Source organism: Aliidiomarina iranensis (assembly GCF_003987135.1).
GTDB classification, from domain to species: Bacteria; Pseudomonadota; Gammaproteobacteria; order Enterobacterales; family Alteromonadaceae; genus Aliidiomarina; species Aliidiomarina iranensis.
Genome location: NZ_PIPJ01000002.1, coordinates 439,142 through 457,771 on the forward strand (window position 1 = coordinate 439,142; position 18,630 = coordinate 457,771).

At 47.7% G+C, this 18,630-nt stretch carries 17 protein-coding genes; 3 read left to right on the forward strand and 14 right to left on the reverse strand.

What is annotated here, in order from left to right; genetic code table 11:
• Positions 1-9: 9 nt before the first annotated feature.
• The 6 genes from CWE08_RS05135 to CWE08_RS05160 all read right to left on the reverse strand — a co-directional run bounded on the left by CWE08_RS05135 (position 10) and on the right by CWE08_RS05160 (position 6,697).
• The gene (locus tag CWE08_RS05135; protein ID WP_126766279.1) at positions 10-906 is read right to left on the reverse strand and encodes a mechanosensitive ion channel domain-containing protein; all 897 of its coding nucleotides are present in this window, start codon (positions 904-906) and stop codon (positions 10-12) included.
• Positions 907-1,671 carry an SDR family oxidoreductase gene (locus tag CWE08_RS05140; protein ID WP_126766281.1) on the reverse strand — a complete coding sequence of 255 codons (765 nt, stop codon included), beginning with the start codon at positions 1,669-1,671 and terminating at the stop codon, positions 907-909.
• Between the two features lie 15 nt (positions 1,672-1,686).
• Entirely contained in the window at positions 1,687-2,571 is an 885-nt protein-coding gene (mmsB, locus tag CWE08_RS05145) for a 3-hydroxyisobutyrate dehydrogenase (RefSeq protein WP_126766283.1), read from the reverse strand.
• Positions 2,572-2,678: 107 nt separating this feature from the next.
• On the reverse strand, positions 2,679-3,824 hold the full coding sequence (locus tag CWE08_RS05150) for an enoyl-CoA hydratase/isomerase family protein (protein ID WP_126766286.1): 1,146 nt from the start codon (positions 3,822-3,824) through the stop codon (positions 2,679-2,681).
• Between the two features lie 202 nt (positions 3,825-4,026).
• Complete coding sequence (locus tag CWE08_RS05155; protein WP_126766288.1) at positions 4,027-5,184, reverse strand: acyl-CoA dehydrogenase family protein; 1,158 nt, start codon at positions 5,182-5,184, stop codon at positions 4,027-4,029.
• Between the two features lie 16 nt (positions 5,185-5,200).
• Positions 5,201-6,697: a CoA-acylating methylmalonate-semialdehyde dehydrogenase gene (locus CWE08_RS05160; RefSeq protein WP_126766291.1), complete on the reverse strand. Its 1,497-nt coding sequence runs from the start codon at positions 6,695-6,697 to the stop codon at positions 5,201-5,203.
• 209 nt (positions 6,698-6,906) lie between these two features.
• On the opposite strand from CWE08_RS05160, the gene CWE08_RS05165 reads away from it, so the two are divergent.
• Positions 6,907-7,887 (forward strand): helix-turn-helix transcriptional regulator, encoded by a 981-nt coding sequence (locus CWE08_RS05165; protein WP_126766293.1) that lies wholly within the window; start codon positions 6,907-6,909, stop codon positions 7,885-7,887.
• The gene (locus CWE08_RS05170; RefSeq protein WP_126766296.1) at positions 7,884-8,159 is read left to right on the forward strand and encodes a DUF1289 domain-containing protein; all 276 of its coding nucleotides are present in this window, start codon (positions 7,884-7,886) and stop codon (positions 8,157-8,159) included. The genes CWE08_RS05165 and CWE08_RS05170 overlap by 4 nt, the downstream gene beginning before the upstream one ends.
• A 119-nt stretch (positions 8,160-8,278) precedes the next feature.
• On the opposite strand, the gene kdsB is transcribed toward CWE08_RS05170, so the two are convergent.
• The 5 genes from kdsB to CWE08_RS05195 form a co-directional block, all read right to left on the reverse strand.
• A complete protein-coding gene (gene kdsB / locus CWE08_RS05175; RefSeq protein ID WP_126766299.1) occupies positions 8,279-9,031 on the reverse strand; it encodes a 3-deoxy-manno-octulosonate cytidylyltransferase in 753 nt (250 codons plus the stop codon).
• Positions 9,028-9,207, reverse strand: a complete 180-nt coding sequence (locus CWE08_RS05180) for a Trm112 family protein (protein WP_126766576.1) — start codon at positions 9,205-9,207, stop codon at positions 9,028-9,030. Before CWE08_RS05180 ends, kdsB begins: the two co-directional genes overlap by 4 nt.
• A gap of 97 nt (positions 9,208-9,304) precedes the next feature.
• Positions 9,305-10,390, reverse strand: a complete 1,086-nt coding sequence (gene lpxK, locus CWE08_RS05185) for a tetraacyldisaccharide 4'-kinase (protein ID WP_126766301.1) — start codon at positions 10,388-10,390, stop codon at positions 9,305-9,307.
• A 25-nt stretch (positions 10,391-10,415) separates the two neighbouring features.
• The gene (gene msbA, locus CWE08_RS05190) at positions 10,416-12,158 is read right to left on the reverse strand and encodes a lipid A export permease/ATP-binding protein MsbA (protein WP_126766304.1); all 1,743 of its coding nucleotides are present in this window, start codon (positions 12,156-12,158) and stop codon (positions 10,416-10,418) included.
• Positions 12,159-12,214: 56 nt separating this feature from the next.
• A complete protein-coding gene (locus CWE08_RS05195) occupies positions 12,215-14,803 on the reverse strand; it encodes a DNA internalization-related competence protein ComEC/Rec2 (RefSeq protein WP_126766306.1) in 2,589 nt (862 codons plus the stop codon).
• Positions 14,804-14,885: 82 nt separating this feature from the next.
• Between CWE08_RS05195 and CWE08_RS05200 the strand changes: the two genes are divergently transcribed.
• Positions 14,886-15,440 (forward strand): DUF2062 domain-containing protein, encoded by a 555-nt coding sequence (locus CWE08_RS05200; RefSeq protein ID WP_420837072.1) that lies wholly within the window; start codon positions 14,886-14,888, stop codon positions 15,438-15,440.
• Between the two features lies 1 nt (position 15,441).
• Here CWE08_RS05200 and CWE08_RS05205 read toward each other — a convergent pair whose 3' ends face one another.
• The 3 genes from CWE08_RS05205 to CWE08_RS05215 are packed head-to-tail and all read right to left on the reverse strand — an operon-like array spanning position 15,442 to position 18,624.
• Complete coding sequence (locus tag CWE08_RS05205; protein ID WP_126766311.1) at positions 15,442-16,680, reverse strand: lipoprotein-releasing ABC transporter permease subunit; 1,239 nt, start codon at positions 16,678-16,680, stop codon at positions 15,442-15,444.
• Positions 16,677-17,381: a lipoprotein-releasing ABC transporter ATP-binding protein LolD gene (gene lolD, locus CWE08_RS05210; protein ID WP_126766314.1), complete on the reverse strand. Its 705-nt coding sequence runs from the start codon at positions 17,379-17,381 to the stop codon at positions 16,677-16,679. Before lolD ends, CWE08_RS05205 begins: the two co-directional genes overlap by 4 nt.
• Positions 17,374-18,624, reverse strand: a complete 1,251-nt coding sequence (locus tag CWE08_RS05215; RefSeq protein WP_126766316.1) for a lipoprotein-releasing ABC transporter permease subunit — start codon at positions 18,622-18,624, stop codon at positions 17,374-17,376. Before CWE08_RS05215 ends, lolD begins: the two co-directional genes overlap by 8 nt.
• Positions 18,625-18,630 lie beyond the last annotated feature (6 nt).

Genomic DNA, 18,630 nt, shown 5'->3' on the forward strand with positions numbered 1-18,630 from the left:
CTATGCCGCCTAAGGTTTTTCGTCAACTGTTCCTGGTGCGCCTAGTGTAGAACCAGATTTGCTAGGGCTGAAATCACTGTTATTAAAGACATCTAACAAAATTGCTTGCTCAGCTGCACTGCGTTCCGAGGCTTTAACCGGAAACCGAATCACTAAGTGAATTTCACCTGCGGCCGGCACTTGTAGTGATACCCGAGGTTCAACGGTGGGAACATCTATTCCCTTGTGGTCACTCATGCGCTTCATGTAGCGGCGAACATCTTCTAAATACGGTGCTGCGTGTTCCTGAGCCGCCGTAAGAAACGCTTCCTTCGCGTGCTTCCAGTTTTCTTCCCGTTTAAAAGGAACAACAAATACATGCAACACCCAATCATGGGTATAGCTCTCGTTAATCACCGCATCCGATACAAACAAAGAATTCGGCAGCACTGTCATTCGGCCCGTGCGTTGATGCGTTAACTTGCCAGGCCCAACTTCAAGGATGGTTGTGGTGAGTAAGTTTTGATCAATCACATCACCACGAAAATCCTTCACCTGAATGCGATCGCCAATGCTGAAACTGCGGCCCGCCGATTTCACCATAGAGCCGGTCACGCACATAATCAATTCTTTCGTGGCGACTACGAAGGCTACCGCTATTGCTACAATAGAAAGGGCCAGAGTACGAAGCTCGGATGCCCAGATCATCACTAATCCGAGCACCAATAACAACAACAAACCATTTCTGCTTTGCACCAGCCAACGCCGGCGCAGTTCATTCGAGTTTACTGTTTTTCGAATGAAACGTGCCAGCACTGCACGCAATGCCAACACGCCAACGATTAGTAAAAACGAACTCAGTAGAAGCCGCCCCATCGAGCTTGAAATAGGAATGCTTCGGATAAACTCTGGCCAGAATTCAAACATTTATAAACGCACGCCGCCATCAATCTCAATCACACGGCCACTAAAGAAATCATTTTCAATAATGTAACGTGCCGAGTGTGCTATTTCCGCCGGTTGCCCCCAACGGCGTAATGGCACCATGGCCAACGCGCGTTCTACGGCTTCTGGCTTCATTTGCCCGGTCATTGGCGTTTCAATGAAACCCGGCGCAATCGCAGCACAACGAATACCGAAGCGGCCAAGCTCACGTGCCCAGGTTACTGTCATCGCAACTACGCCCGCTTTAGTAGCCGCATAATTGGTTTGGCCGATGTTGCCGGCTCGAGCAACACTGGAAATATTAATGATCACCCCTTGAATGCCGCGCTTGGCCATTACCGCCGAAGCCTCGCGGCCACACAAGAAGGTACCGGTTAGGTTAACATCAATCACCGATTGCCATTGTTGCAGTGGCATTTTATGGGTAATCTCACCGTCTTTGCACTTAATCAACATGCCATCGCGTAAAATACCCGCATTATTGATTAACACCTGCAAACCACCGAAATGCTGATCAATTTCAGCAAACGCACTTTCAACAGCGGCTTCATCGGTTACGTTTACGTTGTAAGTTTTTACTTCCGCAGCACCAAGCTTTGAGCACTCTGCCGCCGCCTCTTGCAACATTTCATCGTTCATATCGATAAGTGCTAATTTCGCACCGCCAGCAGCAAAATCTTCGGCCATAGAACGCCCTAAACCTTGCGCGCCGCCTGTTACTACAATCACTGATTCACTAATTTGCATGGAATTCGCTATCCTTTATTTTTCAAATTTACGGAAAATACTGGAGAAATCTTTGCTGCCAAAGCCGGCTTCACTATGCTCTGAAAACAACTTCGCCGCCATATCACCCATTGGCGTGGCAGAACCGGTTGAATCGGCCGTATTTCTCGCTAAGCCCAAGTCTTTCAGCATCAAATCAACAAGAAAACCGCCATTATAATCATTGCTTGAAGGCACGCTATCCATCACGCCCGGGCAAGGATTATACACTTCTAGTGTCCAATTACGGCCCGAACTTTGTAGCATAATATCGCTAAGAACCTTTGGATCTAAGCCGTGTGCTTTACCGAGTTGCAAGGCTTCTGAGGTACCCGCCATCAACACGCCGAGCAGCATATTATTGCAAATTTTAGCTACCTGGCCCGCGCCATGCTCGCCGGCTTTAAAAACATTTTTCCCCATTTTTTCTAAAACAGGCCTAGCTTCTTCAATATCCGCAGCATCACCACCACAAATGAAGGTAAGCGTACCGGCTTTCGCACCACCTACGCCACCAGATACTGGGGCATCAATAAACCGGCGGCCTTTAGCAGTGATTCCGGCGCCAAGTTCACGCGCTGCGTCTGCTGAAATAGTACTCGAATCAATCACTAATGCAGTTTCAGGAATTGCATCTACAATCCCCTGATCACCCAAATAAAGTGCCAGCACGTGTTTATCTGCTGGTAGCATAGAGATAACAAAATCAACATTATTCACCGCTTCCGCGGCGCTTTTTGCAATGCTTGCTCCCGCCTCTTCTAAGGTTGCTAGCGCGGCCGGTGATAAATCAAACACCTGAACCTCAAAGCCTGCTTTTACCAAGTTAGTGGCCATTGGGCCACCCATATTGCCTAATCCAATAAATCCTATGCGAGCCATTTGTTGCTCCTTTCTATTCGTTAGAACTCTAATCGTTCGTAATTTCAATTTTCAAAAAAGTAAGCTAAAAAAATGCCGCGCTCTAGCCGCGCGGCATACTCTTCACGTTATGCGTTTGCACCTAAATCCCGCAACGGGTGTTCATCTTCACCCCAAGGCGAAATAAACATTGCATCCAAATCGTCTGCGGTTACTTCTTCAATGCTGCCGTGGGTCCATTTCGGTTGCCGATCTTTATCAATTAGCAAAGCACGAACACCTTCCACAAAATCACCTTTTGCCGCACAATTTACCGAAAGGGTCAACTCAAGGCGAAAGGCATCGGCAATGCTTAAACTGCCACCAAATTGCAGTTGTTGCCAAACAATGTGCGCCGTTAACGGGCAGCCATGCGCCAACGTTTTCTGAGCGCGGAGTAATAACTCATCATCGGTTTCATGCTGCAAAAACTGCTTTGTCGCGGAAATCACGTCATTTCCTTCGAGGAGTTTGGAAATCAACTCGCGGCGTTCAAATAGCGGCCCACTCGCCAATTCCTGATCGTTCAACATTCGCTGTTGCAAAGTATCCGTTAAGGTTGCTTTGTTTAGCGCGTTATCGTCGGTCCAACTTGCGTTCACCAGTGCTTGCAGTGTGCTCGTACGGCTATCGCTGGCAATGGCAAAATCAGCCATACCTAAATACAGCGCATCGGCGGCATTTACTTGTGCCGCCGTTAATCCGAGGAATAAACCCATGTTATCGGGTAGTTGCCCAAGAAAATATGTAGCACCTACATCTGGATATAAACCAATACTAATTTCTGGCATCGCCAGGCGTGAACGCTCCGTAACCACACGGTGGCTAGCACCATTCATAAGGCCCATACCGCCGCCCATCACGAAGCCATCACCCCATACTAGAATTGGCTTCTGGAAGGTTTGAATAAGATGATCCAACTGATACTCAGCGGTGAAAAAATCTAGCACTTCCGTCACGGGCTCTTTCGGCATTTCCTGCATAGCATGATACATGGCAACAATATCACCACCAGCACAAAACGCTTTTTCACCCGCACCTTCTAACCACACACAGGCAATCTCTGGGTCGGATTCCCATGTTTTTAATTGCGGCTCAAGCAAACGAATCATATCTAGGCTCAAAGCATTCAACGAACGCTCTGAGTTCAAACAGGCAATGCCAATTTTCTTACCGCTTACCGTTTCCGTTTCCGAAAACAATACCGCATCTTTATTGCTTATTTCTGCGTCCATTAAGCTTTCTCCTTCACGTTTACTTTATCGCTTACGCACTTGTTGCTGAAGTTATGATCGGCTAACAATCCTATTTGCTAACAAGAAAATCCGCTGAGCACAATATCTGCCGATATCACTAACAGCCGACACCACTAACTGCCAACACCACTAGCAGCCGACACTCCTATCAGCTGCCAGCACTATCGCGGATAACAAGGCGCTACAGCAGTTCAGCCGAGCCTTCAGCCAAAATACGGCGAGCAATAATTAAACGCATAATTTCATTTGTGCCTTCTAGAATTTGATGCACACGCACATCACGAACATGGCGTTCTAGTGGATATTCTTTGATGTAACCATAACCACCGTGAATTTGTAGCGCTTCATTACATACTTGGAAGCCGATATCAGTGGCAAAACGCTTGGCCATGGCACAATAGGTTGTTTTATCACTATCGTTTTCATCTACTTTAAACGCCGCCAAACGCACCATTTGCCGCGCTGCAACCAGTTCAGTAGCCATATCCGCCAACTTAAACTGCATCGCTTGGAAGGCCGCTAACGGCTTTCCAAATTGGCTGCGCTCATGCATGTAATCGCGGGCCGTATTCAACGCGGCTTGCGCCGTACCAACTGAACAAACCGCAATGTTGATGCGGCCGCCATCAAGGCCCATCATGGCAAACTTAAAGCCTTCGCCCTCTTCACCGAGCAAGTAATCGGCTGGAATACGCACATCTTCAAAGGTTACTAAGCGGGTTGGCTGCGCATTCCAGCCCATTTTCTCTTCCGCTTTACCGTAATGAATGCCTTTTGCATCCGCTGGTACCACAAATGCCGAAATACCTTTGGCACCCTCACCACCGGTGCGAGCCATAACTACGAGTACATCGGTTGAGCCGGCCCCGGAAATAAACATCTTTGAGCCGTTCAACACATATTCATCGCCATCTTTTTTAGCAGATGTCCGCAAGTTGGCTGCATCGGAGCCTGAGCCCGGCTCAGTTAAACAATAGGAACCAAGTTTTTCACCGGTTACCAAGCCACTGCAGAATTCTTCCGCAATCTCTGGCTTGGCAAATTCGCCGATCATCCAGCTCACCATGTTGTGGATCGTCATCATCGCAGTGGTAGCGGTGCAGCCCATGGCGAGTTGTTCAAAAATAAGTGCGGAATCAAGGCGTGACATCCCAAAACCACCGGCTTTTTCAGGGGTATACATGCCCATAAAGCCCATTTCGCCAGCTTTGCGAAATACTTCGATAGGAAAGTGATGCTCGGCATCCCATTTGGCTGCAAACGGCGCCATTTCTTTTTCTGCAAAAGCACGCGCTGTATCAGCGAATGCTTGTTGATCGTCGGTTAGATTAAAATTCACAACAATATCTCCCGAATTACTGCAGTTTAATGGTCATGTTAGGGCCATTATCAATTTCGCTTTCTGGCCAACGAGCAGTAATAGTTTTAGTTTCAGAGTAAAAACGAATCGCTTGCTTACCGTAAGCGTGCAAATCACCAAAGAATGAGTTTTTCCAACCGGTAAACGAGAAGAAAGGCAATGGCACAGGAATTGGAATGTTAATGCCTACTTGGCCTACTTCTACTTCGTGTTGGTATTTACGCGCCGCAGCACCGTTTGCCGTGAAGATTGAAGTACCGTTACCAAATGGGTTGGCATTCACTAAGGCAATTGCTTCTTCTAATGTATCTACTTCTACTGCACATAACACTGGGCCGAAGATTTCTTCTTGATAGATCTTCATATCCGCCGTTACTTTGCTGAAGAACGTAGGGCCAACCCAGTTACCGTCAGGGTATCCTTCCACAACACACTGCGTGCCATCTACTAAGCATTCGGCACCTTCTTTTTTGCCTTGCTCAATCATAGAAACCACACGCTGCTTGGCTTGCGGGCTAATGAGCGGGCCATAAGCCGCATCTTTATTATCCCAAGCGCCTGGCTGAACTTTAGCAAGTTGCTCAGCTAATTCTGGAATCCATTCTTTCGATTTACCCACAAATACCGCTACTGAAATCGCCATACAACGTTGGCCAGCGGCACCTACTGAAGCACCCACTAGGTTGTTGATTACCGTTTGCTTGTTCGAATCAGGCATAATCACGCTATGGTTTTTCGCACCCGCAAAGGCTTGTACACGTTTTAAATGCTCAGTGCCTGTGCGGTAAATATACTCAGCTACCGGCACAGAGCCCACAAACGAAAGTGCTTTTACTTCTGGGTCACGAAGCAGAATATCAACCTGTTCTTTGCCGCCATGAATAACTTGCAACACACCTTTAGGCGCACCGGCTTGTTCAAACAATTCAACCAAGCGCGTTGGTGTTAACGGATCTTGTTCAGAAGGCTTCAAAATGAAAGTGTTACCGCAAGCAATGGCCATTGGGAACATCCAAAGTGGAATCATCGCTGGGAAGTTAAACGGCGTAATACCCGCACACACACCGAGCGGCTGCACATAACTGTAGGTATCGATACCACGTGCCACGTTTTCAGCAGTTTCACCCATCATTAATGAGGGAATATTCGCAGCTTGTTCCACTACTTCAATGCCACGCCATACATCACCTTTGGCATCTTCAAAGGTTTTTCCGGTTTCCTTAGCAAGAATTTCGCCAAGCTCATCATGATGTTCTTTCAACAACGCCTGATAGCGCATCATTACGCGCGCACGCTCAGATACCGGTACTTCGCGCCAGGTTTTAAAGGCTTCTTTTGCACTGGCAATGGCCCGAGCAACTTCTGCTGGCGTGGCACATGGAGCCTCGGCAATCACTTCTTGAGTTGCTGGGTTAGTTACGGGTATGTATTGAGTTGTTTCTGATTCAACAAACTCACCGCCAATGAACAATTTAACTCGATTAATACTCATTATTATCCTCTCAAAACCTATGCATCGTGGACACCATGCATGTAAATACTATGCAGATATACGAAAATACACCGCTAGTGGTTGTGCCTATCGTTAGAATACGCATTTTTTACTTGTGCCGCATTAGAACAAAATCCAGTTAACTTTAGAATCGATAAAATTGGCGCTATAATGGATTATATTGTTATTTGCGATGAGCACACAGATCTATGAGTCAACCCTCTGATTGGCCCCTGCCGGCTGGCAGTTCTCGGTTAATTATTCCCCATGCGGTAAACCAGCAACTTGCTCGGCATCCACTGAGCTCAGGGCTTTATCCTGTTGCCTATGGCCACTATTTGGAGGCAAAAGACCACCGCGTTCGGCGAACCGCACACACCGACCATTTGCTTATTTTCTGCCATGCCGGACGGGGGTTTTACCGCACGGATAATGACCAAGGCACAATTAACGCCGGCCAGGTTTTATTTTTACGGCAAGATATTGCCCACAGTTACCACAGCGATCCGGAAAGCCCATGGAGTATTTATTGGGCGCATTTTGCCGGTTCTGAAGCCGAAGAATTCATGGATTATATTGGGATTAAAACACAACTTCAGCAAGCGCCGGTAATTACCCTACGCCGCTGGCAATCATTACTGCCCGATGTTACTGATCTATTGAACCTACAGCATCAACGCCTCACGTTCGAACGGGCTATGCTCGCAACAGCCATACTGCGTAAATTACTCGCGCAATTGCCGCTGCTCATACGCGATCCTGATAAAATCGATGCGGGCTTTAGTTTAACTGCGTTAGATCGGTTTATGCGAGATAATAGCCATCGCAGCCTTGGTTTAAATGATTTTGCTGAATTTTCCGGTTTATCACGCTATTACTTCAGCAAGAAATTTCGCGAACTTACCGGCGGACCACCCTTGCGTTATTTTAACGAAATGAAAATCATGGCAGCGCAGCGCATGCTAGAACAAACAAATGCAAGTGTTCGCCAAGTAGCGCTCGCATTTGGCTTTGATGATCCGTATTATTTTTCTCGGTTATTTAAAAAAATTAGTGGTTGTTCGCCACAAATATATCGAGAGCGTTTTCTGGCTGCCGAAAACCCCGAGCAAGCAAAACTTACAAATGCTAAGAATGAACGAAACTTGAGCCAAGTGGCTGCCACTCATGAGGAAAACACGGATTTATGAGTTTAAACCAACTGGAAATGTTTGAGCTACCCAACCCCTGTGTTGGCGTATGTGAATCAGGCCCTCGCGGTTACTGCCGAGGTTGCTTGCGTTCTCGTGATGAGCGTTTTCAATGGTATGAGAAACCGGAAGCCGAGCGTGCGAATATTTTAAAACTCATTGCTGGCCGGCAGAAACGCCGAGAACTGTTTTTGCGGCAGCAAGCGCAATTAGAGAAGGATGAACAAGAAGGGCGAACTGAACCGAAGCAGAACCAACTCGACCTACTCTAATTTGCGCTAACTCGCGCCAGCTCGCCTTAACTCAATCTACCTCGCCCTAACTCGCGCCCTTCTTCGAGTTTACCCCAACGGCCTAGTTTGCCCCGTTCACGTTAATGAACGCCTCCTGCCTAGCGGGTGCGCGCTCGCTGGAGATCTTCCGGTGTATCAATACCGCCAGGTGGTTCGATAATCGCTTCAGCAACATGAATGCGCTCACCATACCAAAGCACCCGCAACTGCTCGAGTGATTCCACCTGCTCCAAAGGGCTCGGTTCCCACTCGGCATAACGAGCCACAAATTCTGCACGATATGCGTAAATACCAATGTGCCTGCGGTACAGGTGGCTACTTAATTCCAAGTTATCTTTATTTTTTTGGAAGCGCTCACGGTCCCAAGGAATGGCTGCACGGCTAAAATACAGCGCATAATTTTTGGCATCAGCAACAACTTTTACCACATTAGGATCAAATAACTCATCTGCGCTTTTCAACGGCACCGCCAAGGTAGCCATGGGCGCATTCCGCTGGCTAGCTAAGTTTTCCGCAACCTGGCAGATAATTTCCGGCGGAATAAAAGGCTCATCGCCTTGTACGTTTACTACCACCTGTTCATCGGAAAGTGCTAAGCGATCCACTACTTCAGCAAGCCGTTCCGTGCCTGATTGGTGATCAGGTGAAGTGCGCATTACGCGGCCACCAAAACTTTTTACTACTTGCATCACGCGCTCATCATCGGTGGCTACGATCACTTCCGCAGCGCCACTATTTAGTGCACGTTCATACACATGTTGAATCATCGGTTTGCCGTGGATATCCGCTAATGGCTTGCCCGGCAAACGGGTTGATTGATAACGCGCTGGAATGACAACGGTGAAGCTCATGATTTCAACTGCTCCAATTCAGCCAGGGTAAGCTCTCGCGCAGCACTAGCCAGCAATGCAGGGATACCCTGCTGCACAGGATAAGCGAGCTGCTCACCACGACATACCAACTCGGTTTTTTCTTCGTTCCAAACGAGCTTTCCTTTGCATGATGGGCAGGCCAATATTGCCAACATGTTGGTAGGAATATTCACAATGCTACTCCTCAAATATAAAATTTAAACACGCCTTATACATACCACTAATCTTCATAATCTGATCTTAATGCTGCATTTAACGCTTTGTTTTCGCAAGCGAGATAGTTTTTACCCGATGCAGGAATTCAGCTTCAAAATCTGCGGAAAAGCGCGCGGCCACTTGCAAATAGTACCAATATGGGCGAGCAAAACTCGCGCACTTAATAGCGTCTTTCTCCGTCATTAATACCAGTGTTTCATTATCGATGTTGTAAAAATCTTGGGGCTGATATTGGTAGTGATCCGGAAAAACTCGCGTTTCTTGAATGTTGATCTGATGCAGCATGATTAAATTAAAAAATCGCTCTGGATTCCCGATCCCTGCAATCGCCAAAACATTTTCGCCGGTGGGCGCTTCTATTTCTTTGTTGTCACTCACCCGAAACCAGCCATTGGGCTCAAGCTGCATTGGGATAATGTGTTGTCGGCTTTTTTCTGCAGAAAGCTTCAAGCGCTTGCCGTAAGTTACCGCTTCGTCGGCTTTTGCACCGTTCACAATCACCCAATCTACTTTACGTAACCGCCGAGCACTTTCCCGCAGCGGCCCTGCTGGCAAACGCCAGCCATTACCTAAGCCGCGCTCACCATCAACCACAGCCAATTCAATGTCTCGCCCCAATGCGTAATGCTGTAAGCCATCATCCGCAATAAGTACATCGCACTGGTGTTCGTTTAGTAATAACTGTGCTGCCTCAGGCCGTTTGGGTGCCACGGCCACCGGCACGCCGCTTAAGCTGGCTAACATTACTGGTTCATCACCGCAGGCTACTGGGTTACTTTGTCCAGTAACTAACATAGGAAAAGGCCCAACACCACCGTAGCCACGGCTAATAATCCCAGGCCGATATCCAGCTCGTTGCAACATTGCCACTAAGCCCAGCACAGTTGGCGTTTTACCTGTACCACCTACGGTTACATTGCCAACGATAATCATGGGTACCGGCGGCTGCCATGTGCGCTTGAGCTTTAACCAATACATTAACCGCCGAAGTGCCGCTAACACTCGAAACAGCACGCTAAAGGGTATTAACAACCAAAGTGGCAAGGCTAAACGGGTTTGATACCAGTAGCGCACAAGGGCTTTTTCAAATTTGCTTTGTTCTGATTTTGCTTTACTGCTCATGCCAAACGCTTTCCTTGCTCATGAACTAATCACCAAACTGCATATTATAAAGTTGTGCGTAAGCACCTTCTTTATCTAATAAATCAGTATGGGTGCCACGCTCCACAATTTTGCCGTGGTCGAGCACAAGAATTTCATCTGCTTTTTCAATCGTTGATAACCGATGCGCAATTACAAGCGATGTGCGATCTTGTTGCAGATTATCCAAAGCTTTTTGAATATGCCGCTCAGATTCCGTATCCAATGCTGAGGTTGCTTCATCGAGTATCAATAGCGGCGCATCTCGCAGCAGCGCACGAGCGATGGCAATGCGTTGGCGTTGCCCGCCCGATAGCATCACGCCATTTTCACCCACAATGGTTTCAATACCTTGGGGTAGCTCATCAATAAATTCATCGGCATAGGCCAACTTAATCGCCCGTTGAATATCTTCTGGGCTTACTTCACCCCTGCCACCGTAAGCGATATTGTTAGCAATAGTATCGTTGAACAAGGTTACATTTTGCGACACTACGGCAAATTGGCGGCGGAGCGATTTTAATTCATATTCACGAATATCCACGCCATCAAGTTCAATTGTGCCGGTTTCGTAATCATAAAAACGCGTAAGCAAATTAGAAATCGTTGATTTTCCGCTACCTGAACGTCCTACGAGGGCTATGGTGTTACCGGCAGGTACCGTGAAACTGATATCACTCAACGCCGGCGCATCGGCAGTGCCATATTTAAATGTTAGATTTTTTACGGCTAATTCGCCGCGCACGCGATCGGTTTTTAAATGGCCAGTGTCTTTTTCTTGCTCCTCATCGAGCACTTTAAAGATACTTGCGGCAGCCGCTAAACCACGTTGAAAATCAGCATTCACGTTGGTGAGCTGCTTTAACGGCCGCAGCAACATAATCATGGATGTAAGCAAGGTGGTAAAGGCACCAGGTGTAAGCTCTTCAATCATGCTTGGAAAGCTAGCTATAAACAACACAGCCGCCAAACTAAGCGATGCAATAAACTGAATAACTGATGTACTTACGGTGCGAATATTGACCAGTTTCATATTCTGCTGGCGGGTAGCTGTATTCACTGTTTGAAAGCGTTTAGCTTCGTGCTCTTGGCCTTCAAACATCACCACAACTTGATGGCCATTGATCATTTGTTCCGAGGTGGTTGTTACATTGCCCATCGCGGTTTGAATCTTGCCGCTGACCTCGCGAAACTTCCGCGAAACAACCGAAACCACTTTACCAATCACTGGGCCGATCAAGAAGAACACTAACGAAAGCTGCCAACTATGGTAGATCATAAGGCTCAGCAAGCCGATAACAAAGGCACCTTCGCGAATCATGGTTAAGATAGCACGGCTAGTGGCTTCGGCAAGCTGTTGGGAATCGTAGGTGATTTTTGAGATTAAATCACCGGTAGATACCTGATCATGATAAGAAACAGGCAAGCGCATTAGGTGTTCAAATATTTGTTGCCGCATCGTGGTAACAATGTGAAAACCCACGTAGCTCAAAAAATAAGTGGATACAAAGTTAAATACGCCCCGCAACACAAATACAAAAGGCACAAAAATCGCACCATACACGAGAATGGTTGAGTTACCGGCACCCAAACCTTGATCAATTAAGGTTTCGATATGGTAGAAAAATAATGTATCTACCCCTGCATAACCGAGCATACCAATCACCGCCACTACAAAGGGCAACCGATATGGCTTCAAATAAGTAAGCAAGCGGCGAAAATGTTTTTTACGATTTAGTTGTGAATCCATTGGAATCCATTTATTTGTAAAGACGGCGCATTGTAACCGGAATTTTATTCATTTTCCTAATAATCACTTTCAGGTAGCAACCTTGAGAACCATCGAGGCTTTATTTGTTCACGAAACGTACGAACAATCAAGCCCTCACCCGCCCAGATGATGGAAACTTGACCACTCATACCGGTATCCCACAACGGAACTTGTGCATGATTTAAGCGTGCCAATACATCCGGATGGGGCATGCGAAAGTGATTTCGGTATCCTCTACTCACCACCGCAATATCAGGTTTCACCGCGGAGAGAAATTCAGTTTGGCTCGATGTTCGAGAACCATGATGAGGCAAAATCAGCACATCACTTTGTAAACGGCTACCATAACGCCCTACCATTCGCAGTTCGGTTTGCCGTTGAATATCGCCGGTTAAAAGTATTCGCTTGCCTTTATATTCAAGCTGTAAAACACAACTATCATTGTTCGGCCCGAACGAAGGCCCGGGCAAGGGCGCTAAGGCCTTAACCCGCACACCTTGCCACAACCATTGCTGGCCCCACGCACAAGGCCAGCTATCCCCTTGCTGGTATTGCTGCGGAAATTGCATCGGCTCCCAGCCCCAAGATTCGCCTGCAACCGTATGAAAACGCGAACGTTTCACCTTCATGCTTGGCCATTGTGCGCGCAAACTTGCCTCCCCGCCAATGTGGTCTTGATGATCATGAGAGATAACCAACCACTCAGGTGTGAGCTGATGAAAGTGTAAAAAAGGAAGCAACGTAGATTTGCCAATATCACCGCCAAAACGATAACCGGGGCCGGCATCAAAAACCAGCGCCTGGCGCTTCCGCTGCACTACTATGGCCGTTCCTTGGCCAACATCGAGTACATGCACTGCAAATTCTTGAGCCTCTTCAGGCTTGGCAAAAGCGTGCAATAACGGCAGTGCGAATAGCGCTACAGCTATACGCTGCAAAATAGCTGCAGGCCAGAACCATACAAGCAGTAACAATAGAAATACACCGCCAAAACGAGCATCACCGCTACTCCACCAATGCTGCGGAAAATTCAAACTAAGCTCTAGGGCATAAAATACGATATGAAGTGTTAAATCGGCGATAAACAATAATTGCGGTATCAGCACTTGCCCAACCCAGTTTGCTGATGTACTCGCTTCCGGCACCAATAACAACAGGCTCACCACCACTAAGCAAAGGGGCAAAATAAGTGCGCTAAAAAAAGGAAGAATAACGATATTAGTAATGGGTGCTATCCACGGGAAGCCTTGAAAAAATAAAACGGCAAATGGCGCTAAAGCTAAGGTAAGTATCAGTTCCAAGGCTAACAACTGGGAAAAGTAAAAATATAGCTTGCCGGATTTTTTCGTAAACTGAGAATCAGCGTATTCGTTGCTTCGTAATTTGCTGATGGAAAAATTCGCCGGCCCCCGCCATTGCCAAACAAAAATGGCCGTTACTGCCCCTACGCTCAACCAAAAGCCCGCATCTAACCAAGCCAGCGGATCCAAGATTAATACCACAGCAACACAGCGCAGCAATAGCCGCAATGGCGGTAAGCGCCAAGCAAACCAGCGGCTTATGCTAAAAATCAACACGAGTGAAAAGGCCCGTAATGTGGATACCGCGAAACCCGCAAGTGCCGCGTAACACAAAGCAAGGGCCAGAGCGCAAAGAAGTGCTGCCTTATCAATAATAGGCTGCGGTGCCGGGGTAAACCTGAGCTGAAAACCCTGCCTTAAAACCAGAATGGCGAGGCCAAGTGCAACTCGGCTCAACCACCAAGCGGTGGCAAACACTAAAGTGAGGTGTAATCCGGAAATAGCCATCACATGCGCTAAGCCGGTTTCTTGCAGCAAGCGCCAGCGATCTTGCGTTATCCACTGCCGCTCACCGATCATCAACGCCAGCATAATATCCCGATACAACAAGTTCGTTTCCGAGAGGAACTGAAAAATTTGCCAGCGCGCGCCGCCGGAGTTAGCTTCTAATAATTCCGCACCTTGTACTGAGCCAGTAAAATAAATGCCTTGGCGCAACAACCGCCCCTGAAAATTACTTCCCCCTTGGTTTAAACGCCCAGAAATAGGCCTAATGCGCGCCGTTATCTGCCAAAGTTCGTTCGGCCTCGGCACTTCACCCTCTGGCTGATACCAATACAGGCGCACTTTAGGCCCCTTACCTTCAGCCTTACCTTCAGCCTTACCGTCAGCCACAATGCGGCCATCAAAGCGCCAGCGCCAAGCTTCATCTTGCGCTATACCGATAATTTGTAACTTAAACGTAATGGGCTGCTCGCCTGCCAATAAGGAATAGCCGAGCTCTTTTTGGCTCGTTGCATATACCTTATCGATAGCGTTAGTGTGTACATTGAACGCGGCCCAGCAAATGCCGCAGATGAGGCCAAATATAAAGTAGAGAATATTTATCTGTGAGAGCAGATAAGTTGAAAGTTTTTTTATATAATTAACTGCGTTATCTACCTTGCTGCGAAGTAACAGCGTGGTTACCCAAATACCGCCCATCAGCAATGAGGCGATGAGCAAAACACTCATGAGCACAGGGAACCAGCTTGGCTGTAACCAAACAGCACATAGCGAGGTAACAACAAAGCCTAACAACCAGGCATCGGGGTAAGTTTTCATGTGTGATTTCAGCGTCCATGCTTGAAGTCAGGTGGTCACGGATACAGCAAATACTATGCCTAGAAAGTTCCTAAGACGCTTCATGCCTGATATTCAAAGGCTAAATGAATACGGTGTATTAAAGCCTTTTGGCAAACTAGCCCACAATACCAACCTGTGGCATCTAAACCGGCGTTCCGCCGCAGGTGCTTTTGCTGTGGGCGTGTTCTTCGCGTTTATGCCAGTGCCGTTTCAAATGCTGCTAGCGGCAGCCGCTGCTATCCTTCTTGGCGTAAACTTACCCTTAGCCGTTGCCATGGTTTGGATTAGCAACCCCCTCACCCTCACACCGATGCTCTATGCATCGTATCGAGTGGGGGCATTTTTGCTGAACCAACCACCACAGCCTTTCATTTTTGAATTATCGTTGGCGTGGTTTCAATCTAGCATCTCCACCATTGTGCCGAAATTACTTGTCGGCTCCGTGATATTAGGTTCTCTCTCAGCAGGGCTTACCTACTTTTTAGTTCGCAAAATTTGGCGCCAAGCAGTGCAAAACGCTTGGAACCAGCGAGTAGCGGAACGAAAAGCCCGTTTTTTAAAGTTAAAAGAAGAGCTTTTGGAACGGCAAAAACGGCTTCGCGACGATGACCAATAACCTATTGCCCGCGCAGCGCTTGTACGGGTGTTAATTTAGCGGCTTGCCAAGCGGGGTAAAGTGTTGCCAACACACTGGTTGCCAGCGCCACGCCGCCAACTAAGAGCACATCACGTAAGGCCACATCGCTGGGAATACTGCTGATAAAATATAATTCCGCCGGCAAGAGTGAAAAACTCAATGTTTGCTCGAGCCACAACAATAAACTTGGTAGTAGCGCGGCTAAAATCGCCCCCATTAAGCTACCAAAGAAAGCCCCCACCACACCATTTAAGCTCCCTTGCAACACGAAGGTTTTAAGAATCAAGCTAGGGGCTGCGCCCATAGTACGCAAAATAGCAATGCTCGCCTGTTTCTCTCTCACCACCATAATTAGTGTCGATACAATATTGAACGAGGCTACCGCAAGCACCAGCACTAACACCAGATACATAATTGTACGCACAAGCTGAATATCGCGATAAAGATGCCCCTCAGTTCTGGTCCAATCGTGAATATAGGCATATTCCCGAATTGAGCCAGCTACATCTCGGGCCACTTCGGGTGCATCATAAACGTTGTGTAACGCTAAACGCACGGTGGATGCCTCAGTATCAATACGCGCCGCCGCTTGCCCAGTAGCTAAATGAATATAGGCTTGTTGAAAATCTAACTCGCCCCCCATGGCGAAAATACCCGCCACCTGCAAATTAATCCGTTGCGGCGCCCGCAACGCATTGCCTTGTTGTAACTGCGGGATAATCACACTTACCGAATCGCCAATATACAGTTGTAATGCTTCGGCTAAACCCTGGCCGAGTAGAATACCATCTGGCGTGTTGGCAAAATCTTGCCAATCCTCTGCACTCACATAACGCGTGATGCCCGAAACCTTCGGTTCTAATTCGGTCTCAATGGCTCTTAGCTCAAGGCCACGAAAACGCCCGGGTTGTTGTACCATGGCGCTTAAGCGAATAGCCGGAGCCGCCGCCTTTACGCCCTCATGTGCTTCAGCCACACGAACAAGGCCACGCCAATCTTGTAACCCACCTTCTACCGCCTGATATTCAACGTGCGGCACCATGGAGAGAAAATCCGTTTCTAATGCCTTTTGAAAGCCATTCATAACGGAGAGTAAAATAATTAAAATGGCGCAGGCTAAGCCAATACCTAACGTTGAAGAGGCAGAAATGAAACTTAGATAACGCGTTTTTTCACGGCTTTTGCGAAAGCGGCGAGCGATTAACAACGCTAAATTCATGGGCGTTCCACCGCCGTTTGTTCAAGCTTACCCAAGTGCAAATGCAGTTGCCGCGGTAACTTCTGCGCAAGCTCGGTATCATGGGTAACCACAATAAAGGCGGTACCAAACTGCTGATTCAGATCCAACATTAGATCATAAATTACAGCCGCTGTTTCTTCATCTAAATTCCCCGTGGGCTCATCGGCGAGCACCAGTGCAGGATCATTTACCAGCGCACGAGCGATAGCTACTCGTTGCCGCTCACCGCCCGATAAGCGCGCAGGCTCATGAGTTAACCGATGGCCTAAACCTACTCGTTGCAACAAGGTTTTCGCTTTTTCCTGTGCTTTCGCCATTGGCCATCCGGCTATCAACAAAGGCATCGCCACATTTTCAACCGCGGTGAATTCACTTAATAAATGATGAAACTGATAAATAAAGCCAATTTCTTGATTCCGCCACTTCGCTACTGCATTTGCACTTAGGGCACTTGGGGTTACGCCTGCTACCTTAATATCACCCGCATCAGCATTATCCAAACCGCCGAGAATATGCAGCAGCGTGCTTTTACCGGACCCCGAAGAGCCTACAATAGCCAGCAAAGCGCCAGCTTCCAGTTGTAAATCAATATCTTCTAGTACGGTTACCTGCTGCTCACCATCGGCGTAACGCTTTTCTAAACCGCGCACATTCACTATTAAAGAGGAAGAATTACTCATAACGAAGAATCTCTGCTGGTTGCATCCGTGCGGCACGCCACGCCGGATAAAGAGTTGCCAAAAAAGTAAGCATAATAGCCGCAAAAAGAATTTGTAGAATTTGCTGATAATTCATCAAAATAGGCAAGGCCATTCCTTGGGCGAATAAATCAACTCCAAGTAAACCCAATACACTATTTAAACTTACGCTAATCAACACACCCAGAATTAAACCCAAGATGCTGCCCACAACGCCACTATACATCCCTTGCAAAAGTAAAGTTTGATACAGCCTTTGGCGCGATAACCCAAGCGTTTGCAATACCGCAATATCGCCACGTTTATCCTGAATCAACATCACTAGGGCTGATACCGCATTGAAAGCCGCTACTGCCACAATAAGGCCCAGCATGATCATCATCATGCCCTTCTCCATGCGCACAGCAGCAAATAGTTGCCCAAACCGCTGCTGCCAATTGGCAATAAGCCATTCGCCCTCACTCGCTGCCAACGGTGGCTGTTGCTTTTGCAAGTTGCTGGTAACTACATCAGCGGCAAAGGCATCATCAAGCCATAAACGCAAGCCAGTAACGTGCGCTTCGGGGTAGCGAAACAAACGCGCGGCATCATCACCATGCAAAATCAGCATTTGTGAATCAACATCGGCGCCTACCTCAAAAGTGCCCGCCACAGTGAACTGGCGTTGTGCGGGCATAATCCCGAGCGGCGTATATTGTTGCCCTTTCGCGGCGGTGATACGTACATTTTCACCCACTTGCACATCTAATTGGCGCGCCAATGGACGGCCCAAAAAAACACGGTATTCGCCGGCGCGTAACGCGCTCAAATTCCCCGAGGTAATGTGCTGCTGTAACACGCTATTAGCCGGCTCCGCATCCGGGTAAATTCCCTGCAGCATTACCGCTTGCATGTTGTTGCGGCCTTGTACTAAGCCTTCCGATTGCACATAGGGGCTCACATGCTCCACCTCTCGCGGCCATTGCCAAGCGTTTTGCAGTTGTTGCCAATTCGCCATGGGTGTTTGCTGCTGAGGTGTAATCGTTACTTGCGGCACAACGCCAAGAATTCGAGTTTTTAATTCGTTTTCAAAACCATTCATTACCGAGGTTACAATAATCAACGCCATCACACCCAGCATAATGCCGGCCATTACAAAGTGGCTAATAAAACGCGTAAAGGAAGAGCGCGAACGTGAACGGCTGTAGCGCAAAGCCAGATATACCGAAACCGGTAACTTGATCATGAAATC

Bases quoted from the DNA above. Each gene is read 5' to 3' on its own strand.
- CWE08_RS05200 (WP_420837072.1), top strand. From the start codon at position 14,886: ATGCCTGATATTCAAAGGCTAAATGAATACGGTGTATTAAAGCCTTTT.
- CWE08_RS05150 (WP_126766286.1), bottom strand. From the start codon at position 3,824: ATGGACGCAGAAATAAGCAATAAAGATGCGGTATTGTTTTCGGAAACG.
- CWE08_RS05160 (WP_126766291.1), bottom strand. From the start codon at position 6,697: ATGAGTATTAATCGAGTTAAATTGTTCATTGGCGGTGAGTTTGTTGAA.
- CWE08_RS05165 (WP_126766293.1), top strand. From the start codon at position 6,907: ATGAGTCAACCCTCTGATTGGCCCCTGCCGGCTGGCAGTTCTCGGTTA.
- kdsB (WP_126766299.1), bottom strand. From the start codon at position 9,031: ATGAGCTTCACCGTTGTCATTCCAGCGCGTTATCAATCAACCCGTTTG.
- lpxK (WP_126766301.1), bottom strand. From the start codon at position 10,390: ATGAGCAGTAAAGCAAAATCAGAACAAAGCAAATTTGAAAAAGCCCTT.
- CWE08_RS05135 (WP_126766279.1), bottom strand. From the start codon at position 906: ATGTTTGAATTCTGGCCAGAGTTTATCCGAAGCATTCCTATTTCAAGC.
- mmsB (WP_126766283.1), bottom strand. From the start codon at position 2,571: ATGGCTCGCATAGGATTTATTGGATTAGGCAATATGGGTGGCCCAATG.
- CWE08_RS05215 (WP_126766316.1), bottom strand. From the start codon at position 18,624: ATGATCAAGTTACCGGTTTCGGTATATCTGGCTTTGCGCTACAGCCGT.
- CWE08_RS05170 (WP_126766296.1), top strand. From the start codon at position 7,884: ATGAGTTTAAACCAACTGGAAATGTTTGAGCTACCCAACCCCTGTGTT.
- CWE08_RS05140 (WP_126766281.1), bottom strand. From the start codon at position 1,671: ATGCAAATTAGTGAATCAGTGATTGTAGTAACAGGCGGCGCGCAAGGT.
- CWE08_RS05195 (WP_126766306.1), bottom strand. From the start codon at position 14,803: ATGAAAACTTACCCCGATGCCTGGTTGTTAGGCTTTGTTGTTACCTCG.
- lolD (WP_126766314.1), bottom strand. From the start codon at position 17,381: ATGAGTAATTCTTCCTCTTTAATAGTGAATGTGCGCGGTTTAGAAAAG.
- msbA (WP_126766304.1), bottom strand. From the start codon at position 12,158: ATGGATTCACAACTAAATCGTAAAAAACATTTTCGCCGCTTGCTTACT.
- CWE08_RS05180 (WP_126766576.1), bottom strand. From the start codon at position 9,207: ATGTTGGCAATATTGGCCTGCCCATCATGCAAAGGAAAGCTCGTTTGG.
- CWE08_RS05205 (WP_126766311.1), bottom strand. From the start codon at position 16,680: ATGAATTTAGCGTTGTTAATCGCTCGCCGCTTTCGCAAAAGCCGTGAA.